Origin of the sequence: Burkholderia sp. BKH01 (assembly GCF_025685725.1) — a bacterium.
GTDB classification, from domain to species: Bacteria; Pseudomonadota; Gammaproteobacteria; order Burkholderiales; family Burkholderiaceae; genus Burkholderia; species Burkholderia pyrrocinia_C.
The window spans coordinates 1-16,911 of the sequence record NZ_JAOTQT010000023.1; the positions used below are offsets into that span (position 1 = coordinate 1).

Annotated in this window: 12 protein-coding genes and 3 pseudogenes; 7 read left to right on the forward strand and 8 right to left on the reverse strand. The window is 66.2% G+C overall.

Going from position 1 to position 16,911, the window contains the following annotated elements; all coding sequences use genetic code 11:
- Positions 1-601 precede the first annotated feature (601 nt).
- Positions 602-2,026: a DHA2 family efflux MFS transporter permease subunit gene (locus tag OEJ37_RS26510; protein WP_175918627.1), complete on the forward strand. Its 1,425-nt coding sequence runs from the start codon at positions 602-604 to the stop codon at positions 2,024-2,026.
- 275 nt (positions 2,027-2,301) lie between these two features.
- Here OEJ37_RS26510 and OEJ37_RS26515 read toward each other — a convergent pair whose 3' ends face one another.
- The 3 genes and pseudogenes from OEJ37_RS26515 to OEJ37_RS26525 form a co-directional block, all read right to left on the reverse strand.
- Positions 2,302-3,045, reverse strand: a complete 744-nt coding sequence (locus OEJ37_RS26515; RefSeq protein ID WP_263347106.1) for a 2OG-Fe(II) oxygenase — start codon at positions 3,043-3,045, stop codon at positions 2,302-2,304.
- Between the two features lie 296 nt (positions 3,046-3,341).
- Positions 3,342-3,545 (reverse strand): annotated as a pseudogene (locus OEJ37_RS26520) (inorganic phosphate transporter); the annotation flags it as partial.
- Positions 3,538-3,864 (reverse strand): annotated as a pseudogene (locus OEJ37_RS26525) (histidine phosphatase family protein); the annotation flags it as partial. The pseudogenes OEJ37_RS26525 and OEJ37_RS26520, both read right to left, overlap by 8 nt.
- Here OEJ37_RS26525 and OEJ37_RS26530 point away from each other — a divergent pair.
- Positions 3,864-4,037 (forward strand): annotated as a pseudogene (locus OEJ37_RS26530) (CbtA family protein); the annotation flags it as partial. The pseudogenes OEJ37_RS26525 and OEJ37_RS26530 sit on opposite strands and share 1 nt — an antisense overlap.
- A gap of 22 nt (positions 4,038-4,059) precedes the next feature.
- On the opposite strand, the gene OEJ37_RS26535 reads toward OEJ37_RS26530, so the two are convergent.
- Positions 4,060-4,968 carry a LysR family transcriptional regulator gene (locus OEJ37_RS26535; protein WP_263347107.1) on the reverse strand — a complete coding sequence of 303 codons (909 nt, stop codon included), beginning with the start codon at positions 4,966-4,968 and terminating at the stop codon, positions 4,060-4,062.
- Positions 4,969-5,095: 127 nt separating this feature from the next.
- On the opposite strand from OEJ37_RS26535, the gene metE reads away from it, so the two are divergent.
- Positions 5,096-7,390 (forward strand): 5-methyltetrahydropteroyltriglutamate--homocysteine S-methyltransferase, encoded by a 2,295-nt coding sequence (metE, locus tag OEJ37_RS26540; RefSeq protein ID WP_263347109.1) that lies wholly within the window; start codon positions 5,096-5,098, stop codon positions 7,388-7,390.
- Positions 7,391-7,589: 199 nt separating this feature from the next.
- On the opposite strand, the gene OEJ37_RS26545 is transcribed toward metE, so the two are convergent.
- On the reverse strand, positions 7,590-8,915 hold the full coding sequence (locus OEJ37_RS26545) for an MFS transporter (RefSeq protein WP_263347113.1): 1,326 nt from the start codon (positions 8,913-8,915) through the stop codon (positions 7,590-7,592).
- A 56-nt stretch (positions 8,916-8,971) separates the two neighbouring features.
- Complete coding sequence (speB, locus tag OEJ37_RS26550; protein WP_263347115.1) at positions 8,972-9,928, reverse strand: agmatinase; 957 nt, start codon at positions 9,926-9,928, stop codon at positions 8,972-8,974.
- Positions 9,929-10,067: 139 nt separating this feature from the next.
- Here speB and OEJ37_RS26555 point away from each other — a divergent pair, with 139 nt between their 5' ends.
- A complete protein-coding gene (locus OEJ37_RS26555) occupies positions 10,068-10,979 on the forward strand; it encodes a LysR family transcriptional regulator (RefSeq protein WP_174417964.1) in 912 nt (303 codons plus the stop codon).
- Between the two features lie 57 nt (positions 10,980-11,036).
- Here the strand turns inward: OEJ37_RS26555 and OEJ37_RS26560 are convergent, their stop codons facing one another.
- Positions 11,037-11,501 carry an Lrp/AsnC family transcriptional regulator gene (locus tag OEJ37_RS26560; RefSeq protein ID WP_174417963.1) on the reverse strand — a complete coding sequence of 155 codons (465 nt, stop codon included), beginning with the start codon at positions 11,499-11,501 and terminating at the stop codon, positions 11,037-11,039.
- A 134-nt stretch (positions 11,502-11,635) separates the two neighbouring features.
- On the opposite strand from OEJ37_RS26560, the gene OEJ37_RS26565 reads away from it, so the two are divergent.
- The 3 genes from OEJ37_RS26565 to OEJ37_RS26575 all read left to right on the forward strand — a co-directional run bounded on the left by OEJ37_RS26565 (position 11,636) and on the right by OEJ37_RS26575 (position 15,862).
- Positions 11,636-12,259 (forward strand): LysE family translocator, encoded by a 624-nt coding sequence (locus OEJ37_RS26565; RefSeq protein ID WP_175918622.1) that lies wholly within the window; start codon positions 11,636-11,638, stop codon positions 12,257-12,259.
- 260 nt (positions 12,260-12,519) lie between these two features.
- The gene (locus tag OEJ37_RS26570; protein ID WP_263347119.1) at positions 12,520-14,112 is read left to right on the forward strand and encodes a protease pro-enzyme activation domain-containing protein; all 1,593 of its coding nucleotides are present in this window, start codon (positions 12,520-12,522) and stop codon (positions 14,110-14,112) included.
- Between the two features lie 73 nt (positions 14,113-14,185).
- On the forward strand, positions 14,186-15,862 hold the full coding sequence (locus OEJ37_RS26575; protein ID WP_175918621.1) for a S10 family peptidase: 1,677 nt from the start codon (positions 14,186-14,188) through the stop codon (positions 15,860-15,862).
- 136 nt (positions 15,863-15,998) lie between these two features.
- On the opposite strand, the gene nadE is transcribed toward OEJ37_RS26575, so the two are convergent.
- Positions 15,999-16,847 carry an ammonia-dependent NAD(+) synthetase gene (nadE, locus tag OEJ37_RS26580; RefSeq protein ID WP_263347123.1) on the reverse strand — a complete coding sequence of 283 codons (849 nt, stop codon included), beginning with the start codon at positions 16,845-16,847 and terminating at the stop codon, positions 15,999-16,001.
- Positions 16,848-16,911: the final 64 nt, after the last annotated feature.

Consider the following 16,911-nt stretch of genomic DNA (forward strand, 5'->3'; position numbering starts at 1 on the left):
TTGCATTGGCGCGGACAAAATGCGGGCCGGCTAAGTCAACGGCAGCGTGACCGGAACTAGGGCGCCGATGGCGTCATCAGGCCGACAGTCGAGCCGATCAGGCACCCGCACCAAAATGCGGGTCGGCCGGGCACGAAGTAGCGTGGTCGGAACAGGAGCGCCGAAGGCCTCGATTGAGGCGGGTCAACCGTTATCGAGTGATCCGCAGTTCTGCGCCGCTGAAATCTTCAGGTGCCATTGCATCGATGCAGTTCCAGTTAGCGCTTGGCTGATACCGATGCATCCAAAGATGGTGTCGTGATGGCCGCTGATGGGCGACGTTCATCGGAAATGCACGATAAATGACGCTTAACTGCGAAACTCATCCAGCCTTATCCCCATCCTTCTACGCTTCGCCTCGACCTGTTCGAGCACGTCATTCAGCGAACGCAGCACGAAACCGTCCCCGAAATCTATGCGCATAAAGTGCATTCGTGCGACATGAGCTGGCGAAGCGAAGAGCAAGCCCTTCGGGGTAATATCGCCATTCGCCCCGATCCCCGGTGCTTGTCTGCACCTGTTGGTGGTCGGTGTTTTCCGCATTCCGTCTCCTGCACCGTTCATGATTGACAGCCCTGCCCAAGGTGGTCGGACGACCGACTTCTTGCCGTACCTCGTCGCCGCAACGTTCTTCATGGAGTACCTCGACACGACCGTGATCGCGACCGCGCTGCCGCAAATGGCACACTCGTTTGGCGTCGGGCCGAACGCGCTGAGCCTCGGGATGACGGCCTACATGCTTGCGCTTGCAGTGTTTATCCCGATCAGCGGCTGGATCGCGGATCGATATGGATCGCGTACCGTGTTCGCCAGTGCGATCGTCGTCTTTACCGGCGCATCGGTGCTGTGCGGGCTGTCCGATGGCGTCGTGACGTTCACGGCAGCGCGACTGCTGCAGGGTGTCGGCGGGGCGATGATGGTGCCGGTCGGACGGATGATCGTCGTGCGCAGCACCGAGAAGGCAAAGCTGATGCGAGCGATCGCGACGATCACGTGGCCGGGCATCGTTGCGCCCGTCGTCGGGCCCCCGATCGGCGGCTTCATCACGACCTATGCGTCATGGCGATGGATCTTCCTGTTGAATGTTCCGTTCGGTATCGCCGCGCTCGCCTGTACCTGGCTGATCGTCCGGAATACGCGGGCCGACGAGCAGCGGCCGCTCGATTGGGGCGGCTTCGTGCTGGCCGGCGGAGCACTGACCTGTCTGTTGATCGGCACCGAGGCGGCCGGCCAGCAGGATGTCCACTTCACGCGCGCGGCCGTCCTGGTGGGCGCGAGCGCGCTGTTCGGCATGGCCGCATGGTTGCATGCGCGGCGTTGCGCGCATCCGTTGCTCGATTTCACGACGCTGAAGGTGCCGACCTTCTCGGTGACGGTGATCACCGGCTCGATCACGCGGATGGCGATCAACGCCGTGCCGTACCTGCTGCCGCTGCTGTTCCAGATCGGTTTCGGGCTGTCGCCGTTCCAGTCGGGCCTGCTGCTGCTCGCGAGCGCGCTCGGCAATCTCGGCATGAAGGCCGGAACGTCGTGGATCCTCGATCGCTACGGCTTCCGGCGCGTCGCGCTCGTCGACGTGACGATCGTCGGTATCTTCACGATCGCGTGCGGCTGGTTGACTGCATCGACGCCGCTGACGATCACGCTGTTCATCGTATTCGTCTACGGGCTGACGCGGTCGATGCAGTTCACGACGCTCGCGACGCTGGCCTATGCGGATATCCCGGCTCACCAGACGAGCGCGGCCAGCACGTTATGGAGCGCTGCGCAGCAGATGACGATCGGGATGGGGATCGCGTTCGGTGCGTTGTCGCTGCGGCTCGCTGCGTTGGTGCGTGGCGACGCGGCCGGCATGCATTACGTGCTCGAGGATTTCCGCTGGGCATTCGTCGCGGCGGGCCTGCTCGCACTGCTGACGTTGCCGGGCTACGCGCGATTGGCCGCCGACGCAGGCGACCGGCTGCGGGCGAATATGGCGCGGGGGTAGGCCGGACTGCTAATCGATCTTGTGTCGCGGCAGGTGAGTGTTTTGTTTCCTGTCGCTCGCCAGCAACGTCGAATCGTCACGGCTGTGATGACCTGACGGGCGGCGAATGCTGTCGTCCGTCGCAGTGGACTAGCTGGCAGATCGTGCGGCGATGCGTGGCCGTAACGTCCTTGGAGCGATCACACGCGACTGGCGCGACAGACGCGCGGCGTTCCCCGCGCGAACCCACCGGCGTGATCAACCGCACGACCGTATCGTGTTCGTCCCGATTACCGTCACTGCGCGTCATGGAAGATGATGCCGACCGTATGGCGGTGTCCGCTTCTTATCCGGCTTACGCCGTGGCGCAGGTTGACGCGATAGACGCCGCGCGTTCCCTGTAAGGGCCTGCCGTGCACGGCGAAGATCACCGCGTCGCCTTGCGTCAGCGGCACCACTTCTGCACGCGACTGCATGCGTGGCCGCTGTTCCGTCAACACGAACTCTCCTCCGGTGAAGTCGCGACCCGGCGCCGATAGCAGGATCGCGGCCTGCAGCGGAAACACGTGCTCGCCATACAGATCCTGATGGAGGCAGTTGTAGTCGTCGAGACCGTATTGAAGAATCAGCGGTGTCGGTCGTGTCTGTCCCGCGGCGTGGCAGCGGTCGAGGAAGATCGCGTGGTCTTTCGGATAGCGGACGTCGATCCCGAGTGCCTGGTTCCAGCGATTCGCGATCGGCGCGAGATGCGGGTAGATGGTCCTACGCAGCTCCGCGACGATCGCGGGCAGCGGATACGCGAAGTACTTGTATTCGCCGCGCCCGAATCCGTGCCGCGCCATCACGACGCGTGAACGATAGAGCGCATCACGCGGATAGAGCGATGCGAGCGCATCGCACTCGTTTGCCGAGATCAGGCCCGGCACGCGCGCGCATCCGTAGCGATCGAGTTCGGCGTCGACGGTCGTCCAGTCGACTGTGTCGACGCGTTGTGCGATGTCCAGCGATTCGACGGCAGGTTGCAGATCGGCGATGTTCACGGGCGTACCTCGTTCGTCAGCAGTGTGGCGCCGTGCGATCGCGTGGAATGCTCAGGAAACGTCGCACGCACGGGTGAATCCACGATGAGAGTTGATGAACCCAGTCTAGCGATGTCCGCGCGCCGGCGCGCTCCAGATCTTGCGCTCCAATTCGGAAAATGAAGAGGTTGAACGCTCGCGACGTTGCATGGACGTACCGAATGCGTCGATATGTCGGAGCGAAGAAGCGAAGAAGCGAGGGTCGAATCTTCAACAGCGGTCGGCCGGCTTCCGCCGGCCACCTGCAGCGTCCCCGATCAGGCCAGCGACCGGAACAACCAGTAGAGCCCGCCCGCAAGTGCGATCGACGCCGGCAGCGTCAGTACCCACGCGAGTACGAGGCTGCGCACCGTACTCCATTGCAACCCGGACCCGTTCGCCGCCATCGTGCCCGCGACGCCCGATGACAGCACGTGTGTCGTCGACGCGGGCAGCCCGTACATGTCGGCGGCACCGATCGTCGTTCGCAATCAAGGTCCTGCCGTGCGGCGATGCAACGAACGTCATGCACGACAGCGGCGCGACGTCGATGCGGGTCGCAGCGTCGGGATCCATCCTCAGCACATGCGCGACGGCTGCGCGAACGATCGCCGCATGCGTGATCGCGACGATGTCGCGGCCGGGCGGCAGCGCGTTCAACCATGTGCCGACGCGGCGAGCGGTGCCTTCGAACGATTCGCCGCCGTGCGGCGACGCGGACGGATCGGCGATCCACGCGCCCAGTTCTTTCGGCAGGTCGTGTGCGAGGTCGTACAGCCGCTCGCCGCGCCAGTTTCCGTGTCATCGCGGCCGTGCAACTCGGGCTGCCGTCGATCAACGAAGTGCCGGCCGCCGAGCTGTGGAAGTTCCGCGTCGCGGCCATCGGCATGCAGGCGATCATGTGGGCGACGATCGGCCTGCTGTTCGGCGCCTGGGTCGAGCGCGACGAACGCATCGGCATGCGCACCGCCTGACGCGCATTGCAACGGGGCGCGCCTACCGCAGCATGCGCGGCGCGCTCCACGTCGATTCGCGCGCAAGCGCGACGAAAGCGGCCAGATAGTCGATCGATGCATCCGCCTCGCGGATGCCGAGGAAGATCTGCTTCGCGATCCCCTTCTTGCCGAGCTTGACCGGCACGACCGGCATCCGGTCCGCGTATTCGTCGGCGAGCCATCTCGGCAGCGCGGCCACGCCGCGCCCGCTCGCGACCATCTGCAGCATGATGTCGGTCGTCTCGATCGACTTGTGCCGCCTCGGCACGATGCCGGCCGGCGTCAGGAACTGGTTGTAGATGTCGAGCCGGTCGGTTTCGACCGGATAGGTGATCAGGATCTCGTCGGTCAGTTGCTCGGGCGTCACGTAATCGGCGTTCGCGAACCGGTGTGAATCGGCGACCACCAGCACCTGCTCGTAATCGAACACGGGATCGAAGCGCAGGCCCGGCTTGTTCAGAGGATCGGGCGTGACGAGCACGTCGATGTCATAGCCGAACAGCGCACCGATGCCGCCGAACTGGAAGCGCTGCTTCACGTCCACGTCGACGTCGGACCAGCGCGACAGATACGGCGACACGACCTTCAGCAGCCACTGGTAGCACGGGTGGCACTCCATCCCGATGCGTAGCGTGCCGCGCTCGCCTTTCGCGTACTGCTTCATCCGCTCCTCGGCGAGCTCGAACTGCGGCAGCAGCCGGTTCGCCAGCTTCAGCAGATACTGCCCGCCCTGCGTGAGCCGCAGGCCGCGTCCTTCCCGATCCCAGATCGGCGTGCCGAGCTGCTGCTCGATTTTCCGGACGGTATGGCTAAGCGCCGACTGCGTGAGATGCAGCGCATTGGCGGCCGCGGTCAGCGAGCCCTGACGCTCGACTTCGCGAATGACGACGAGATGGAATCGTTCCAGCATGGATATCGCTCGCCTGACAGATGCATGAATAAATTTAATGGATGAATGAAATAATGCCATTTTATTTCATGTTTTGAAATCCCTATCATGGTTGCCGGATCTTCTATTTCATCTGGACGGCAGCTTCATGGTTACGACACACAACCTCGGTTTTCCGCGCATCGGCGCGAAGCGCGAACTCAAGTTCGGTCTCGAACGCTACTGGAAGGGCGAATCGTCGCGCGACGAGCTGAAGGCACTCGGCGCCGAGCTGCGCCAGCGTCACTGGCACGAACAGCGCGATCTCGATCTCGCGCCGATCGGCGATTTCGCGTTCTACGACCAGGTGCTCGACATGAGCTTCACGCTCGGCAACCTGCCGAAGCGCGTGCAGGGCTTCCATGGCGACGTGCTCGACAATTATTTCCGCGTTGCGCGCGGCCGTTCGGCTCAGTCGGCGCAAGAGCACGCGGCGTGCTGCGGTGGTGTCTCGGCCGGTGAAATGACGAAGTGGTTCGACACGAACTATCACTACATCGTGCCGGAATTCCACGCGGACACGAACTTCTCGCTCGACCCGTCGCGCCTGCTGCTGCAGCTGGCCGAAGCCAAGGCGCAGGGCGTGAATGCCAAGCCGGTGATCATCGGCCCCGTCACGTACCTGTGGCTCGGCAAGGAGAAGGACGATTCCGATCGTCTCGCGCTGCTGCCGAAGCTGCTGCCCGTGTATGGCGCGCTGCTCGATACGTTGACCGCGCAGGGCGTCGAATGGGTGCAGTTCGACGAACCGATTCTCGTCACCGAACTCGACGCCGAATGGCGGCAGGCGTTCCGCACCGCGTATGCGGCGCTGGAGACGCGCCGCATCAAGCTGCTGCTTGCCACGTACTTCGGCCAGCTTCAGGACAACCTGACGCTCGCGAGCTCGCTGCCCGTCGACGGCCTGCATGTCGACGCAATCAATGCACGCGACGAGGTCGACGCACTGGTGCGCGAGCTGCCGGCCGAGCGCGTGCTGTCGGTCGGCGCGATCAGCGGCCGCAACATCTGGAAGACGGACCTGAACGCGACGCTCGACTGGCTCGAACCGCTCGCGAAGCAATTGGGCGATCGCCTGTGGCTCGCGCCGTCGTGCTCGCTGCTGCACGTGCCGGTCGATCTCGCGAGCGAGGAGAAGCTCGACGCGGAGATCCGTTCGTGGCTCGCGTTTGCACTGCAGAAGCTCGACGAGCTGAAGGTGCTCGCGACCGCGCTGAACGAAGGCCGCGACAAGGTGGCCGATGCGCTTGCCGCGAACGCCGCCGCGATCGACTCGCGCCGCCGCTCACCGCGCGTGAACAACCCGAAGGTGAAGGCCGCGATCGCGCGCATCGACGCGCAGCTCGGCAACCGCGCGAGCCCCTACACGCAGCGCGCGCCGAAGCAGTCGGCGCGACTGAACCTGCCGGCCTTCCCGACGACGACGATCGGCTCGTTCCCGCAGACGGCCGAGATCCGCCAGGCGCGCAGCCAGTTCAAGGCCGGCGCGCTGGATGAAACCGGCTACCGCGCGGCGATGAAGGCCGAGATCGAACGCAGCGTCCGCGAACAGGAGTCGCTTGAGCTCGATGTGCTCGTGCACGGCGAAGCCGAGCGCAACGACATGGTCGAATACTTCGGCGAGCAGCTCGACGGCTACGCATTCAGCCAGTTCGGCTGGGTGCAGTCGTACGGTTCGCGCTGCGTGAAGCCGCCGATCCTGTTCGGCGACATCAGCCGCCCGAAGGCGATGACAGTCGAATGGATCACGTATGCGCAGTCGCTGACGAACAAGCCGATGAAGGGCATGCTGACCGGCCCCGTGACGATCCTGAACTGGTCGTTCGTGCGCGACGACCAGCCGCGCTCGGTGTCGTGCTACCAGCTGGCGCTCGCGATCCGCGAGGAAGTGCTCGATCTCGAGAAGGCCGGCGTGCGCGTGATCCAGATCGACGAGGCCGCGCTGCGCGAAGGGCTGCCGCTGCGCCGCGCGCAATGGGGCGAATACCTGAAGTGGGCGGTCGAATCGTTTCGCATCACCGCGAACGGCGTGCAGGACGATACGCAGATCCACACGCACATGTGCTATTCGGAGTTCAACGACATCATCGCGTCGATCGCCGGCATGGACGCGGACGTGATCACGATCGAGACGTCGCGCTCGGACATGGAGCTGCTCGACGCGTTCGACAGCTTCAGGTATCCGAACGAGATCGGGCCGGGCGTATATGACATCCATTCGCCGAACATCCCGACGCAGGATCACATCGTCGGCCTGATGCAGAAGGCGGCTGAACGGATTCCGGCGGAGCGCCTGTGGGTGAACCCGGACTGCGGCCTGAAGACGCGCCAGTGGGCGGAAGTGATTCCGGCACTGACGAACATGGTCGCCGCCGCGAAGACGCTGCGCAGCCAGGTGCGATAACGCACGCCGTGCCCGTCGGGACGATTACATCCGTTCGCCAGGCCGGTTCCGCAGCATGGTTGGCGACAAGCGCAACGTGATGCTGACCGTGCGCTCGGCCTTCCGGCGGGGAAATGAAAAAGGGCGGCGTGGTGCGCCGCCCCTTGCATGCGAGCGATGACCGGGCAGGCGAGTGACGCAGCCAGCCCGTTGCGGGACGTTACGCGGTGCGCGCGCCGCGCGGCAGCGGCTCGTTCGCCTTGCCGGGCGCACCGGCATCGTCGATGCCGACGCGGCGCGAGATCAGCCACACGCACAGCGACGACAGCACGGCGGCACTCGTGTACTGGATCGCGAGCGGCCACCATTGCGGCGTGGCGTTCTGCGCGATGATGGTCGCGACGAGCGGCGTGAGGCCGCCGGCGAGCGCGCCGCACACCTGGTACGCGATCGAGATCGCCGTATAGCGGATCCGCGCGACGAAGATGCCGCTGACGAAGCCGGCGACCACCGAGTAGTAGCCCGATTCCGCAAGCGTCGCGAGGCCGACGCCGACCGTGATCGACAGCGGCGTGCCCATGTGCACGAGCGGCAGCATCACGAACGGGACGATCGCGGCCCATGCGCCGGTGATCAGCAGCACGCGCGTGGTGCCGAAACGCTGCGCGAGAAATGCTGCGGCGAGTTGCACGACGAACTGCAGCACCGCGACGATCGCCATGCAATGCAGCACCATCGACCGGTCGAGCGACAGGAATTGCGTCGCATAGCTGATCATGAAGATGTTGCTGAAATACACGCCGGCGATGCCGTACACGTTCGCGCCGATCGCGAGCAGCAGCAGCGGCCAATACTTGAGCGCTTCGCGCACCGGGTTGCGCGCGGTGCTGCCGCTCTTCCTGATTTCCTCGAACTCGGGCGACTCGGACACGCTCGCGCGGATCACGAAGCCGACCACCAGCAGCACGGCGCTCGCGAGGAACGGCACGCGCCAGCCCCAGCTCATCATGTCGTCCTTCGACAGCGTGCTGATCGCGCCGAACGCGAGCATCGACAGGATCAGGCCGCTCGCGCTGCCGAGCTGCGCGAACGACGCGAAGAACGTGCGCTTGCCTTCGGGCGCATGCTCGCCGGCGAGCAGCACCGCGCCGCCCCATTCGCCGCCGACCGCGATGCCTTGCAGCACGCGCATCAGCACGAGCAGGATCGGCGCGATCACACCGGCTTGCGCATGGGTCGGCAGCAGGCCGATTGCAACCGTCGACACGGCCATCAGCATCAGCGTCGCGAGCAGCGAACGCTTGCGGCCGAAGCGGTCGCCGAGATAGCCGAACATCACGCCGCCGAGCGGCCGCGCGAAGAAGCCGACCGCGAACGAGCCGAACGATGCGAGCAGGCTGACGAAGCGGTTTTCGCCGGGAAAGAACAGCGGCCCGAACACGATGGCGGCGGCGGTCGCGTAGCTATAGAAGTCGTACCACTCGATCGTGGTGCCGACGAACGAAGCGAGCGCCGCCCGCTTCGGTTGCTTGACGGAAGTCCCCATCTTTTATTGGCTCCTCTGGAATCTTCTGATTTGGAATGGGTCGTGCGTTGCGGGGATCAGTCGCGGTACTTGACGCCCGGCAGCACGCACAGCAGCTCGTACGCGAGGTTCGCGCCGAGCAGCGCGGTGGTGCCGAACGGGTCGTACGGCGGCGCGACCTCGACGAGATCGCAGCCGACGATGTTCAGCCCCTTCGCGCCGCGGATAATCTCGAGCGCCTGCGGCACCGTGAGGCCCGCGATTTCCGGCGTGCCGGTGCCCGGCGCGTAGGCCGGATCGATACCGTCGATGTCGAAGCTGATGTAGACGGGCGTGTCGCCGACGCGCTCGCGCACTTCTTCCATCAGCGGCGCGAGCGACTTGTTCCAGCATTCCTCGGCCTGGACGACGCGGAAGCCCTGCTCGCGGCACCAGTCGAAATCCTCGGCCGCGTAACCCGTGCCGCGCAGGCCGATCTGCGTGACCTTGTCGCCGTGCAGCAGGCCTTCCTCGACCGCGCGGCGGAACGGCGTGCCGTGCGCGATCTTTTCGCCCATCATCGTATCGTTCACGTCGGCGTGTGCATCGACGTGGATCAATGCAACCTTGCCGTGCTTGCGGTGGATCGCGCGCAGGATCGGCAGCGCGATCGTATGGTCGCCGCCGAGCGTGACCGGCTTGCAGTCGTGCTCGAGGATCGCGTCGTACGCGGCTTCGATCCGCGCGATGGAATCGTGCAGGTTGTAGGGATTGATCGCGACGTCGCCGATGTCGGCAACCTGCAGCGAATCGAACGGCGCAGCGCGCGTGGCCATGTTGTACGGGCGCAGCAGCACGGATTCGGTGCGGATCTGGCGCGGGCCGAAGCGCGCGCCGGTGCGGTTGGACGTGCCGAGGTCGAACGGCACGCCGACGAAGCATGCGTCGAGGCCTTCGGCGCTCGCCACGTGCGGCAGGCGCATCATCGTCGCGATGCCGCCGCAGCGCGGCATTTCATTGCCGCCGAGCGGCTGGAAATGGGGGTGGTCGTTCATGGGGCGCCTCTTCCGGTGTGGGGTTGCCGTATCATTCGACGCGGCTTGGCGCACAGTTTTACGCGCTCCGCCGGGAAAGAAGAATGCGAAGATATCGACGTTAACATCGATTTCCATCGATGTATGGAAGGGGAAGAGCGTGCTGGGGAATCTGTCGACCCTCGATCTGCGGTTGATCCGCGTGTTTCTCGCGGTCACGGACGCGGGCGGCGTATCGGCCGCGCAGGCCGTGCTGAACGTCGGGCAATCGACGATCAGCGCGCAGTTGGCGTCGCTTGAGACGCGGCTCGGCTACCGGCTCTGCGAGCGCGGCCGCAGCGGTTTCCGGCTCACGCCGAAGGGCGAACGGTTTCATGCGATGAGCCGCAAGCTGCTCGCGGCGCTCGATGAATTCGGGATGGCCGCGCGGCACATGGACCGCCAGCTGGTCGGCACGCTGAACATCGGCCTGATCGGCCACACGCCGGTGAGCCAGAACGCGCGGATCGCCGAGGCGATCGCCGCGTTCCGCACGCGCGACGAGGCCGTGCGCTTCTCGATCTCCGTGCGCGCGCCGGGCGATCTCGAGGAGAAGCTGCTGAGCGACGAGATCCAGATCGCCGTCGGTTATTTCTGGCACCGCGTGCCGTCGCTGCACTACACGCCGCTGTTCATCGAGCGCCAGGTCGCGTATTGCGGCCGCGGCCATCCGCTGTTCGACGGCGCCGGCACGCTGACGCCGGCCGACGTCGCGGGCTTCGAATGGGCGTGGCGCTCGTATCCGCTGCCGGAAGCGCAGATGTCGACGACGCCCGACCGCGTGACCGCGACCGCCGACAACATGGAGGCCGTCGCGCTGCTGATCCTGTCCGGCCACCACCTCGGCTACCTGCCGCAGCACTTCGCGGCGCCGTACGTCGCGCAGGGGCTGCTCGCGCCGCTCAATCCGGAGCAACTGCGCTACGACGTGACGTTCCACATGGTCGTCGCGCACAACGGGCGCGGTAATCCGCTCGTGGAGGCGTTTCTCGAGGATCTCGAGCGCGCGCACCAGGCGCCGGACATCGCGTGACGCCGGCGCTGCCGACAGTGTGAACGAGCGTTACATCGGCGCGGCACGCTGCGCGGATCACGGCACCGGCAACCCCGCGTCGTGCTTCACCTCGCGCAGCGACAGCGCCGATTCGATCGACGTCACGCCCGGCAGCATCCGCAACGAGTCGCGCACGAACGTGCCGTAGTCGTCGAGGTCGCGCGCGACCACCTGCAGCAGGTAGTCGGCCGTGCCCGCGACGTTGTGGCATGCCAGGATCCGCTCGATGGCCAGCACTTCCCGTTCGAACCGGTCGGCGACCTTGCGGTCGTGCGTCGCGAACCGCACCAGCACGAATGCGACGACGCCGAAGCCGAGCGCCTGGCGCGATAACTGCGCGCGGTAGCGTTCGATGTAGCCGTCGTTTTCGAGACGTTTGAGGCGCCGCGCGCAAGGCGTCTCGGACAAGCCGACGGATTCGGCGAGGCGCGCGATCGGCACGCGGCCGTCGCGCTGCACCGCAGCGAGGATCGCGCGATCGGTTTTGTCGAGTTCGGTCATATTGGCGGAATCCGTGTTCTGATTCCGTGATTGTGGCGGATTCCCCCATGGATCGCCAATCCTGAGCCAAAGTTGGCCAATAATCCCTCTACCTTTAGCGGCAACATATCGTCATTGAAGGACGGGGGCAGAACATGATTTCCACACATTTACTGTTGATCTATCTCGCCGCGCTGGCGGCCATTTATGCGGTGCCGGGGCCCGACATGGCGCTCGTGCTGCAGACCAGCATCGGCCGCGGCGTGCGGCCGGGGATGGCGGCGGCGGCCGGGCTGTCGCTCGCGCGCACCGCGCACGTGACGCTATCCGCATGCGGCGTCGCAGCACTGATCCGCGGTGCGCCGTGGCTGTACGAGGTGATCCGCTACGGCGGCGCGCTTTATCTCGCGTATGTCGCGATCCAGGTGTTCCGCTCGCCTGTGTTCGCGCTCGGCGACGGCGATGCGGCAGCGGCGGGCGAGCTGCGGCAGTCGTTCGTGAAAGGGTTGCTGACGAACCTGCTGAACCCGAAGGCGCTGCTGTTCTGCTCGGTGCTGCTGCCGCAGTTCGTGCGGCCCCAGGCCGGGCCGGTCGTCGTGCAGATGTTCGAACTCGGCGCGCTGCTGGTGGCGGCCGGCGTGTGCTTCGACCTCGCTTGCGTGTTCGGTGCGTCGCGCATCGCGGCGTGGATGCGTGCGCATCCGCTCGCGCAGACGGTGCAGCGCTGGACGTTTTCCGCGGCGCTGATCGGTTTCGCGCTGCGCCTGTCGATGGACTGAGCGCCGCCGCGCATTGCCGCCGCGCGGGTCGACATCGGCTGCGCGGTATCGATGCGCCGATCGGCGCAGGCCGCGCGCAATGCCGGCCTTCGCGCGCATGCCCCGCCGCAGAAGGGCGTGCGCGCAAATCATCTGACTGTTCTAAACTCCCCTTAACTTCGCGCTGCTGCGAACCGACTGACCGAACGGAACCGACTTCCGCCGGCTATGTCCGATTTCCTGGCTGTTCCGTGCAACGCGGTACCAAGGAGGGTCTGAACATGGCAAGGCATCTTCACGCCGACCGTGAACCCCGAATCGTCGCCGAGTCCAAATGCCTCGGCCCGTGCGATCCGGCAGAACGCATCCACGTCACGATCATGTTGCGGCGGCAGGAAGAAGAGCAACTCGATACGTTGGTCCACCAACTCGCCACTGGCGACGCACAGGCAAAACCGCTGTCGCGCGACGCGTTCGCGCAGCGTTTCTCCGCCAATCCCGACGACATCCGCAAGACCGAGGACTTCGCGCGACGTCACCAGTTGACGGTCGATCGCGTCGATCCGGTTGAAAGCGTCGTCGTGCTGTCCGGCATGATCCAGCAGTTCGAAGCGGCGTTCGGCGTGAAGCTCGAGCGTTTCGAGCATCACTCGATCGGCCAGTATCGCGGCCGCACCGGCCCGATCGCGCTGCCCGACGATCTCGGCGACGCCGTCACGGCCGTGCTCGGCCTCGACAGCCGCCCGCAGGCGCGGCCGCACTTCCGGCTGCGCCCGCCGTTCACGCCCGCGCGCGGCGGCGCGGCGGGCGTCACGTTCACGCCGGTCCAGCTTGCGTCGCTGTACGGCTTTCCGGCCGGCGACGGCACCGGGCAATGCATCGCGATCGTCGAACTCGGCGGCGGCTACCGTGCGGCCGACATCCGGCAGTATTTCAGCGGGCTCGGCATCAAGACGCCGCCGACGCTCGTCGACGTGAACGTCGGCACCGGCCGCAATGCACCGTCCGGCGACCCGAACGGCCCGGACGGCGAAGTCGCGCTCGACATCGAGATCGCCGGCGCGATCGCGCCGGCCGCGAAGATCGCGGTCTACTTCGCACCGAACAGCGATGCGGGCTTCATCCAGGCCGTCAACGCGGCCGTCAACGACACGACCAACAAACCGTCGGTGATCTCGATCAGCTGGGGCGGCCCGGAAGCGGTCTGGCAGGCGCAGTCGGCGCAGGCGTTCAACCGCGTGCTGCAGGCGGCGGCCGCGCAGGGGATCACCGTGTGCGCGGCGTCGGGCGACAGCGGCTCGGGCGACGGGCTGCAGGACGGCGCCGATCACGTCGACTTCCCCGCATCGAGCCCGTACGTGCTCGGCTGCGGCGGCACGCAGCTCGATGCGCTGCCCGGGCAAGGCATCCGCAGCGAGGTCGCGTGGAACGACGAGGCGTCGGGCGGCGGCGCGGGCGGCGGCGGCATCAGCACGCTGTTCGACCTGCCGGCGTGGCAGCAGGGGCTCGCCGTCACGCGCGCCGACGGCAGCCGCACGCCGCTCGCGAAGCGCGGCGTGCCGGACGTGGCCGCCGATGCGTCGCCGCAGACGGGCTACGAGGTATCGGTCGCCGGCACGGCCGCCGTGATGGGCGGCACGAGCGCGGTCGCGCCGCTGTGGGCCGCGCTGATCGCGCGGATCAACGCGGCGGCCGGTGCTTCGGCCGGCTGGGTCAATCCGGTGCTGTACAAGAATCCGGGTGCGCTGCGCGATATCACGAAAGGATCGAACGGCACGTATGCGGCCGCGTCGGGCTGGGACGCCTGCACGGGCCTCGGCAGCCCGGACGGCGCGCAGCTTGCCGCGATCCTCGCGCGCAAGCCGTCGAGCTGACGCATCGGCACACGCGTTTTCGTTCGACGCGGGTTTCCTGCCCGCGTCTTTTTTCACCTCCAGGAGCAGCACGATGGGCATCGATTCCGCATCTTCCGGCGGCGTGTATCCGCTGCATCACGGCGACCACAATTCGCATGGCGTGCCGCCGACCATCAATCCGGTCGCGCTGAGCCACGGCCGCGACCAGCCGTTCTTCGATCCGGTTGCGTACGGCAACGGCCCCGACGATTCGGTGACCGACACGACCGAGGCGGCCGCGATCACGCATCACACGATCCTGATCGACGGGAAGCGCATCGCGTACACGGCGACGGCCGGCCACCTCGTGACGGTCGACCCGAGCAGTTCGCAGCCGGCCGCGAAGATCTTCTACGTTGCATTCACGGCCGACGGCGCGAAGGAGGAAACGCGGCCCGTGACGTTCTTCTATAACGGCGGGCCCGGTTCGTCGGCGGTGTTCGTGCTGCTCGGCTCGTTCGCGCCGAAGCGCATCAAGACGTCGATGCCGGGTTTCACGCCGCCCGCGCCGTACCAGATGGAAGACAACCCGGACAGCATGATCGACCACAGCGACCTGGTGTTCATCAACCCGGTCGGCACCGGCTATTCGGCGGCCGTCGCGCCGAACAAGAACCGCAATTTCTGGGGCGTCGACCAGGACGCGGATTCGCTGAAGCAGTTCATCAAGCGCTACCTGACGAAGAACAACCGCTGGAATTCGCCGAAATACCTGTTCGGCGAATCGTACGGCACCGCACGCAGCTGCGTGCTCGCGTACAAGCTGCACGAGGACGGCGTCGACCTGAACGGCGTCACGCTGCAATCGTCGATCCTCGACTACCGGCAGGCCGGCAACCCGGTCGGCGCGTTGCCGACCGCCGCGGCCGACGCGTGGTATCACAAGAAACTCGGCGTCACGCCGGCGCCGACCGATCTCGGCGCGTTCGTCGAGGAAGTCGCGCAGTTCTCGCGCACCGACTACCTGAACGCGCTGCGCAACGCCCCGCATGCGGACCCGGCCGCCGTGCAGAAGCTGTCGCAATACACGGGCATCGACACGGCGACGCTGCAATCGTGGAGCCTCGACATCGCGGGCTACGATGCACGCGGCAATTCGCTGTTCCTGACGACGCTGCTGCATGCGCAGGGGCTCGCGCTCGGCTCGTACGACGGCCGCGTGACCGGGATCTCGTCGGGCATCGCCGGCAAGATCGACCCGAACTCGGGCGGCAACGACCCGACGATGACGGCCGTGACGGGCGTCTATACGGCGATGTGGAACAGCTACCTGAACGAGCAGTTGAAGTTCACGTCGAATTCCGCGTTCACGGACCTGAACGACCAGGCGTTCCGGAACTGGGATTTCGGCCACATCGACCCGACCGGTGCGCAGCAGGGCATCGATGCGCAGGGGAACGTGATCCTCTACACGGCCGGCGATCTCGCCGCGGTGATGGCGCTGAACGTCGACCTGAAGGTGCTGTCGGCGAACGGTTTGTACGATTTCGTCACGCCGTTCTACCAGACCGTGATCGACCTGCAGCAGATGCCGCTCGAGGACCAGAAGGTGCGGCAGAACCTGTCCGCGCGGTTCTATCCGTCGGGGCACATGGTGTATCTCGACGGCGGCTCGCGCACCGCGCTCAAGCGCGATCTCGCAACGATGTACGACACGACGGTCAGCGATACGGGCGCGCGGATGCGGATCCGCGCGCTGCAGGCGAAGAAGACGGGCGGGCACGCGTAGCGTTGCCCGTCGTTTGGTTGCCGCGCGTAGCCGCTACGGTGCGCGCGGCGGTCGGGTTCCGACGCTGTGGGCCGGTCGCGCCGGGCCGCGGCGCCGGATTGCGACGCGACGGCGGTGGTTCAGTCGCAGCAGCGGCTTACGCGGTCGGCCAGTCGAACGGCGTGTACGGCAGCGCGCGCTTGTGGCGCGAGCCGTCGTAGAAGCGCAGCACCGTTTCGTACACATGGTCGCTGACCGGCTTGCCTTCGAGGAAATCGTCGATCTCGTCGTAGCTGACGCCGTATGCGTGCTCGTCGGGGCGCAGCGGGCGCAACTCCTCGAGGTCGGCCGTCGGCACCTTCATCACGATCGCTTCGTCGCCGCCGAGCGCGCGGGCAACCGCGCGCACGCGGCGCTTGCTGAGGCCCGCGAGCGGCAGGATGTCCGCGCCGCCGTCGCCGAACTTCGTGAAGAAACCCATCAGCGATTCGGCCGCGTGATCGGTGCCGATCACGATGCCGCGCCGCGCGCCGGCCACCGCGTACTGCGCGATCATGCGCTCGCGCGCCTTGATGTTGCCGTGCACGAAATCCTGTTGCGCGGGCGTGTCGAACGCATGGCCGGATGCGACCAGCGACGCGAGCATCGCATCGGCGGCCGGCTTCACGTCGACGGTCAGCTCCTCGTCAGCGCGCACGAACGCGAGCGCGCGCTGCGCGTCGGCTTCGTCGTTCTGCACGCCGTTCGGCAAACGCATCGCGATGAAGCGCGCATCGTAGTCGTCGGAGCGCAGGCGTTCGACCGCCAGTTGCGCGAGCCGCCCGGCCGTCGACGAATCGACGCCGCCGCTGATGCCGAGCACGTAGGTCCGCAGGCCGGTTGAACGAAGGTACTGCGCGAGGAACTCGACGCGGCGGGCGATCTCGGCCTCGGCGTCGAAGTGCGGGGCGACGTTCAGTTCGGCAATGATCGCGCGTTGGCGGCTGGCGTAATCGGCGGATGTCATGAAGGTGGTTCCGGAACGAAATGCAAGGCGCCCATCATAAGCGCAATCGCGGCGGGGCGCCGCG

What these genes read in the sequence shown, in the direction of transcription:
- metE (WP_263347109.1), top strand. Translation starts at nt 5,096, where the DNA reads ATGGTTACGACACACAACCTCGGTTTTCCGCGCATCGGCGCGAAGCGC.
- nadE (WP_263347123.1), bottom strand. Translation starts at nt 16,847, where the DNA reads ATGACATCCGCCGATTACGCCAGCCGCCAACGCGCGATCATTGCCGAA.
- OEJ37_RS26545 (WP_263347113.1), bottom strand. Translation starts at nt 8,915, where the DNA reads ATGGGGACTTCCGTCAAGCAACCGAAGCGGGCGGCGCTCGCTTCGTTC.
- OEJ37_RS26575 (WP_175918621.1), top strand. Translation starts at nt 14,186, where the DNA reads ATGGGCATCGATTCCGCATCTTCCGGCGGCGTGTATCCGCTGCATCAC.
- OEJ37_RS26570 (WP_263347119.1), top strand. Translation starts at nt 12,520, where the DNA reads ATGGCAAGGCATCTTCACGCCGACCGTGAACCCCGAATCGTCGCCGAG.
- OEJ37_RS26560 (WP_174417963.1), bottom strand. Translation starts at nt 11,501, where the DNA reads ATGACCGAACTCGACAAAACCGATCGCGCGATCCTCGCTGCGGTGCAG.
- OEJ37_RS26535 (WP_263347107.1), bottom strand. Translation starts at nt 4,968, where the DNA reads ATGCTGGAACGATTCCATCTCGTCGTCATTCGCGAAGTCGAGCGTCAG.
- OEJ37_RS26510 (WP_175918627.1), top strand. Translation starts at nt 602, where the DNA reads ATGATTGACAGCCCTGCCCAAGGTGGTCGGACGACCGACTTCTTGCCG.
- OEJ37_RS26565 (WP_175918622.1), top strand. Translation starts at nt 11,636, where the DNA reads ATGATTTCCACACATTTACTGTTGATCTATCTCGCCGCGCTGGCGGCC.
- speB (WP_263347115.1), bottom strand. Translation starts at nt 9,928, where the DNA reads ATGAACGACCACCCCCATTTCCAGCCGCTCGGCGGCAATGAAATGCCG.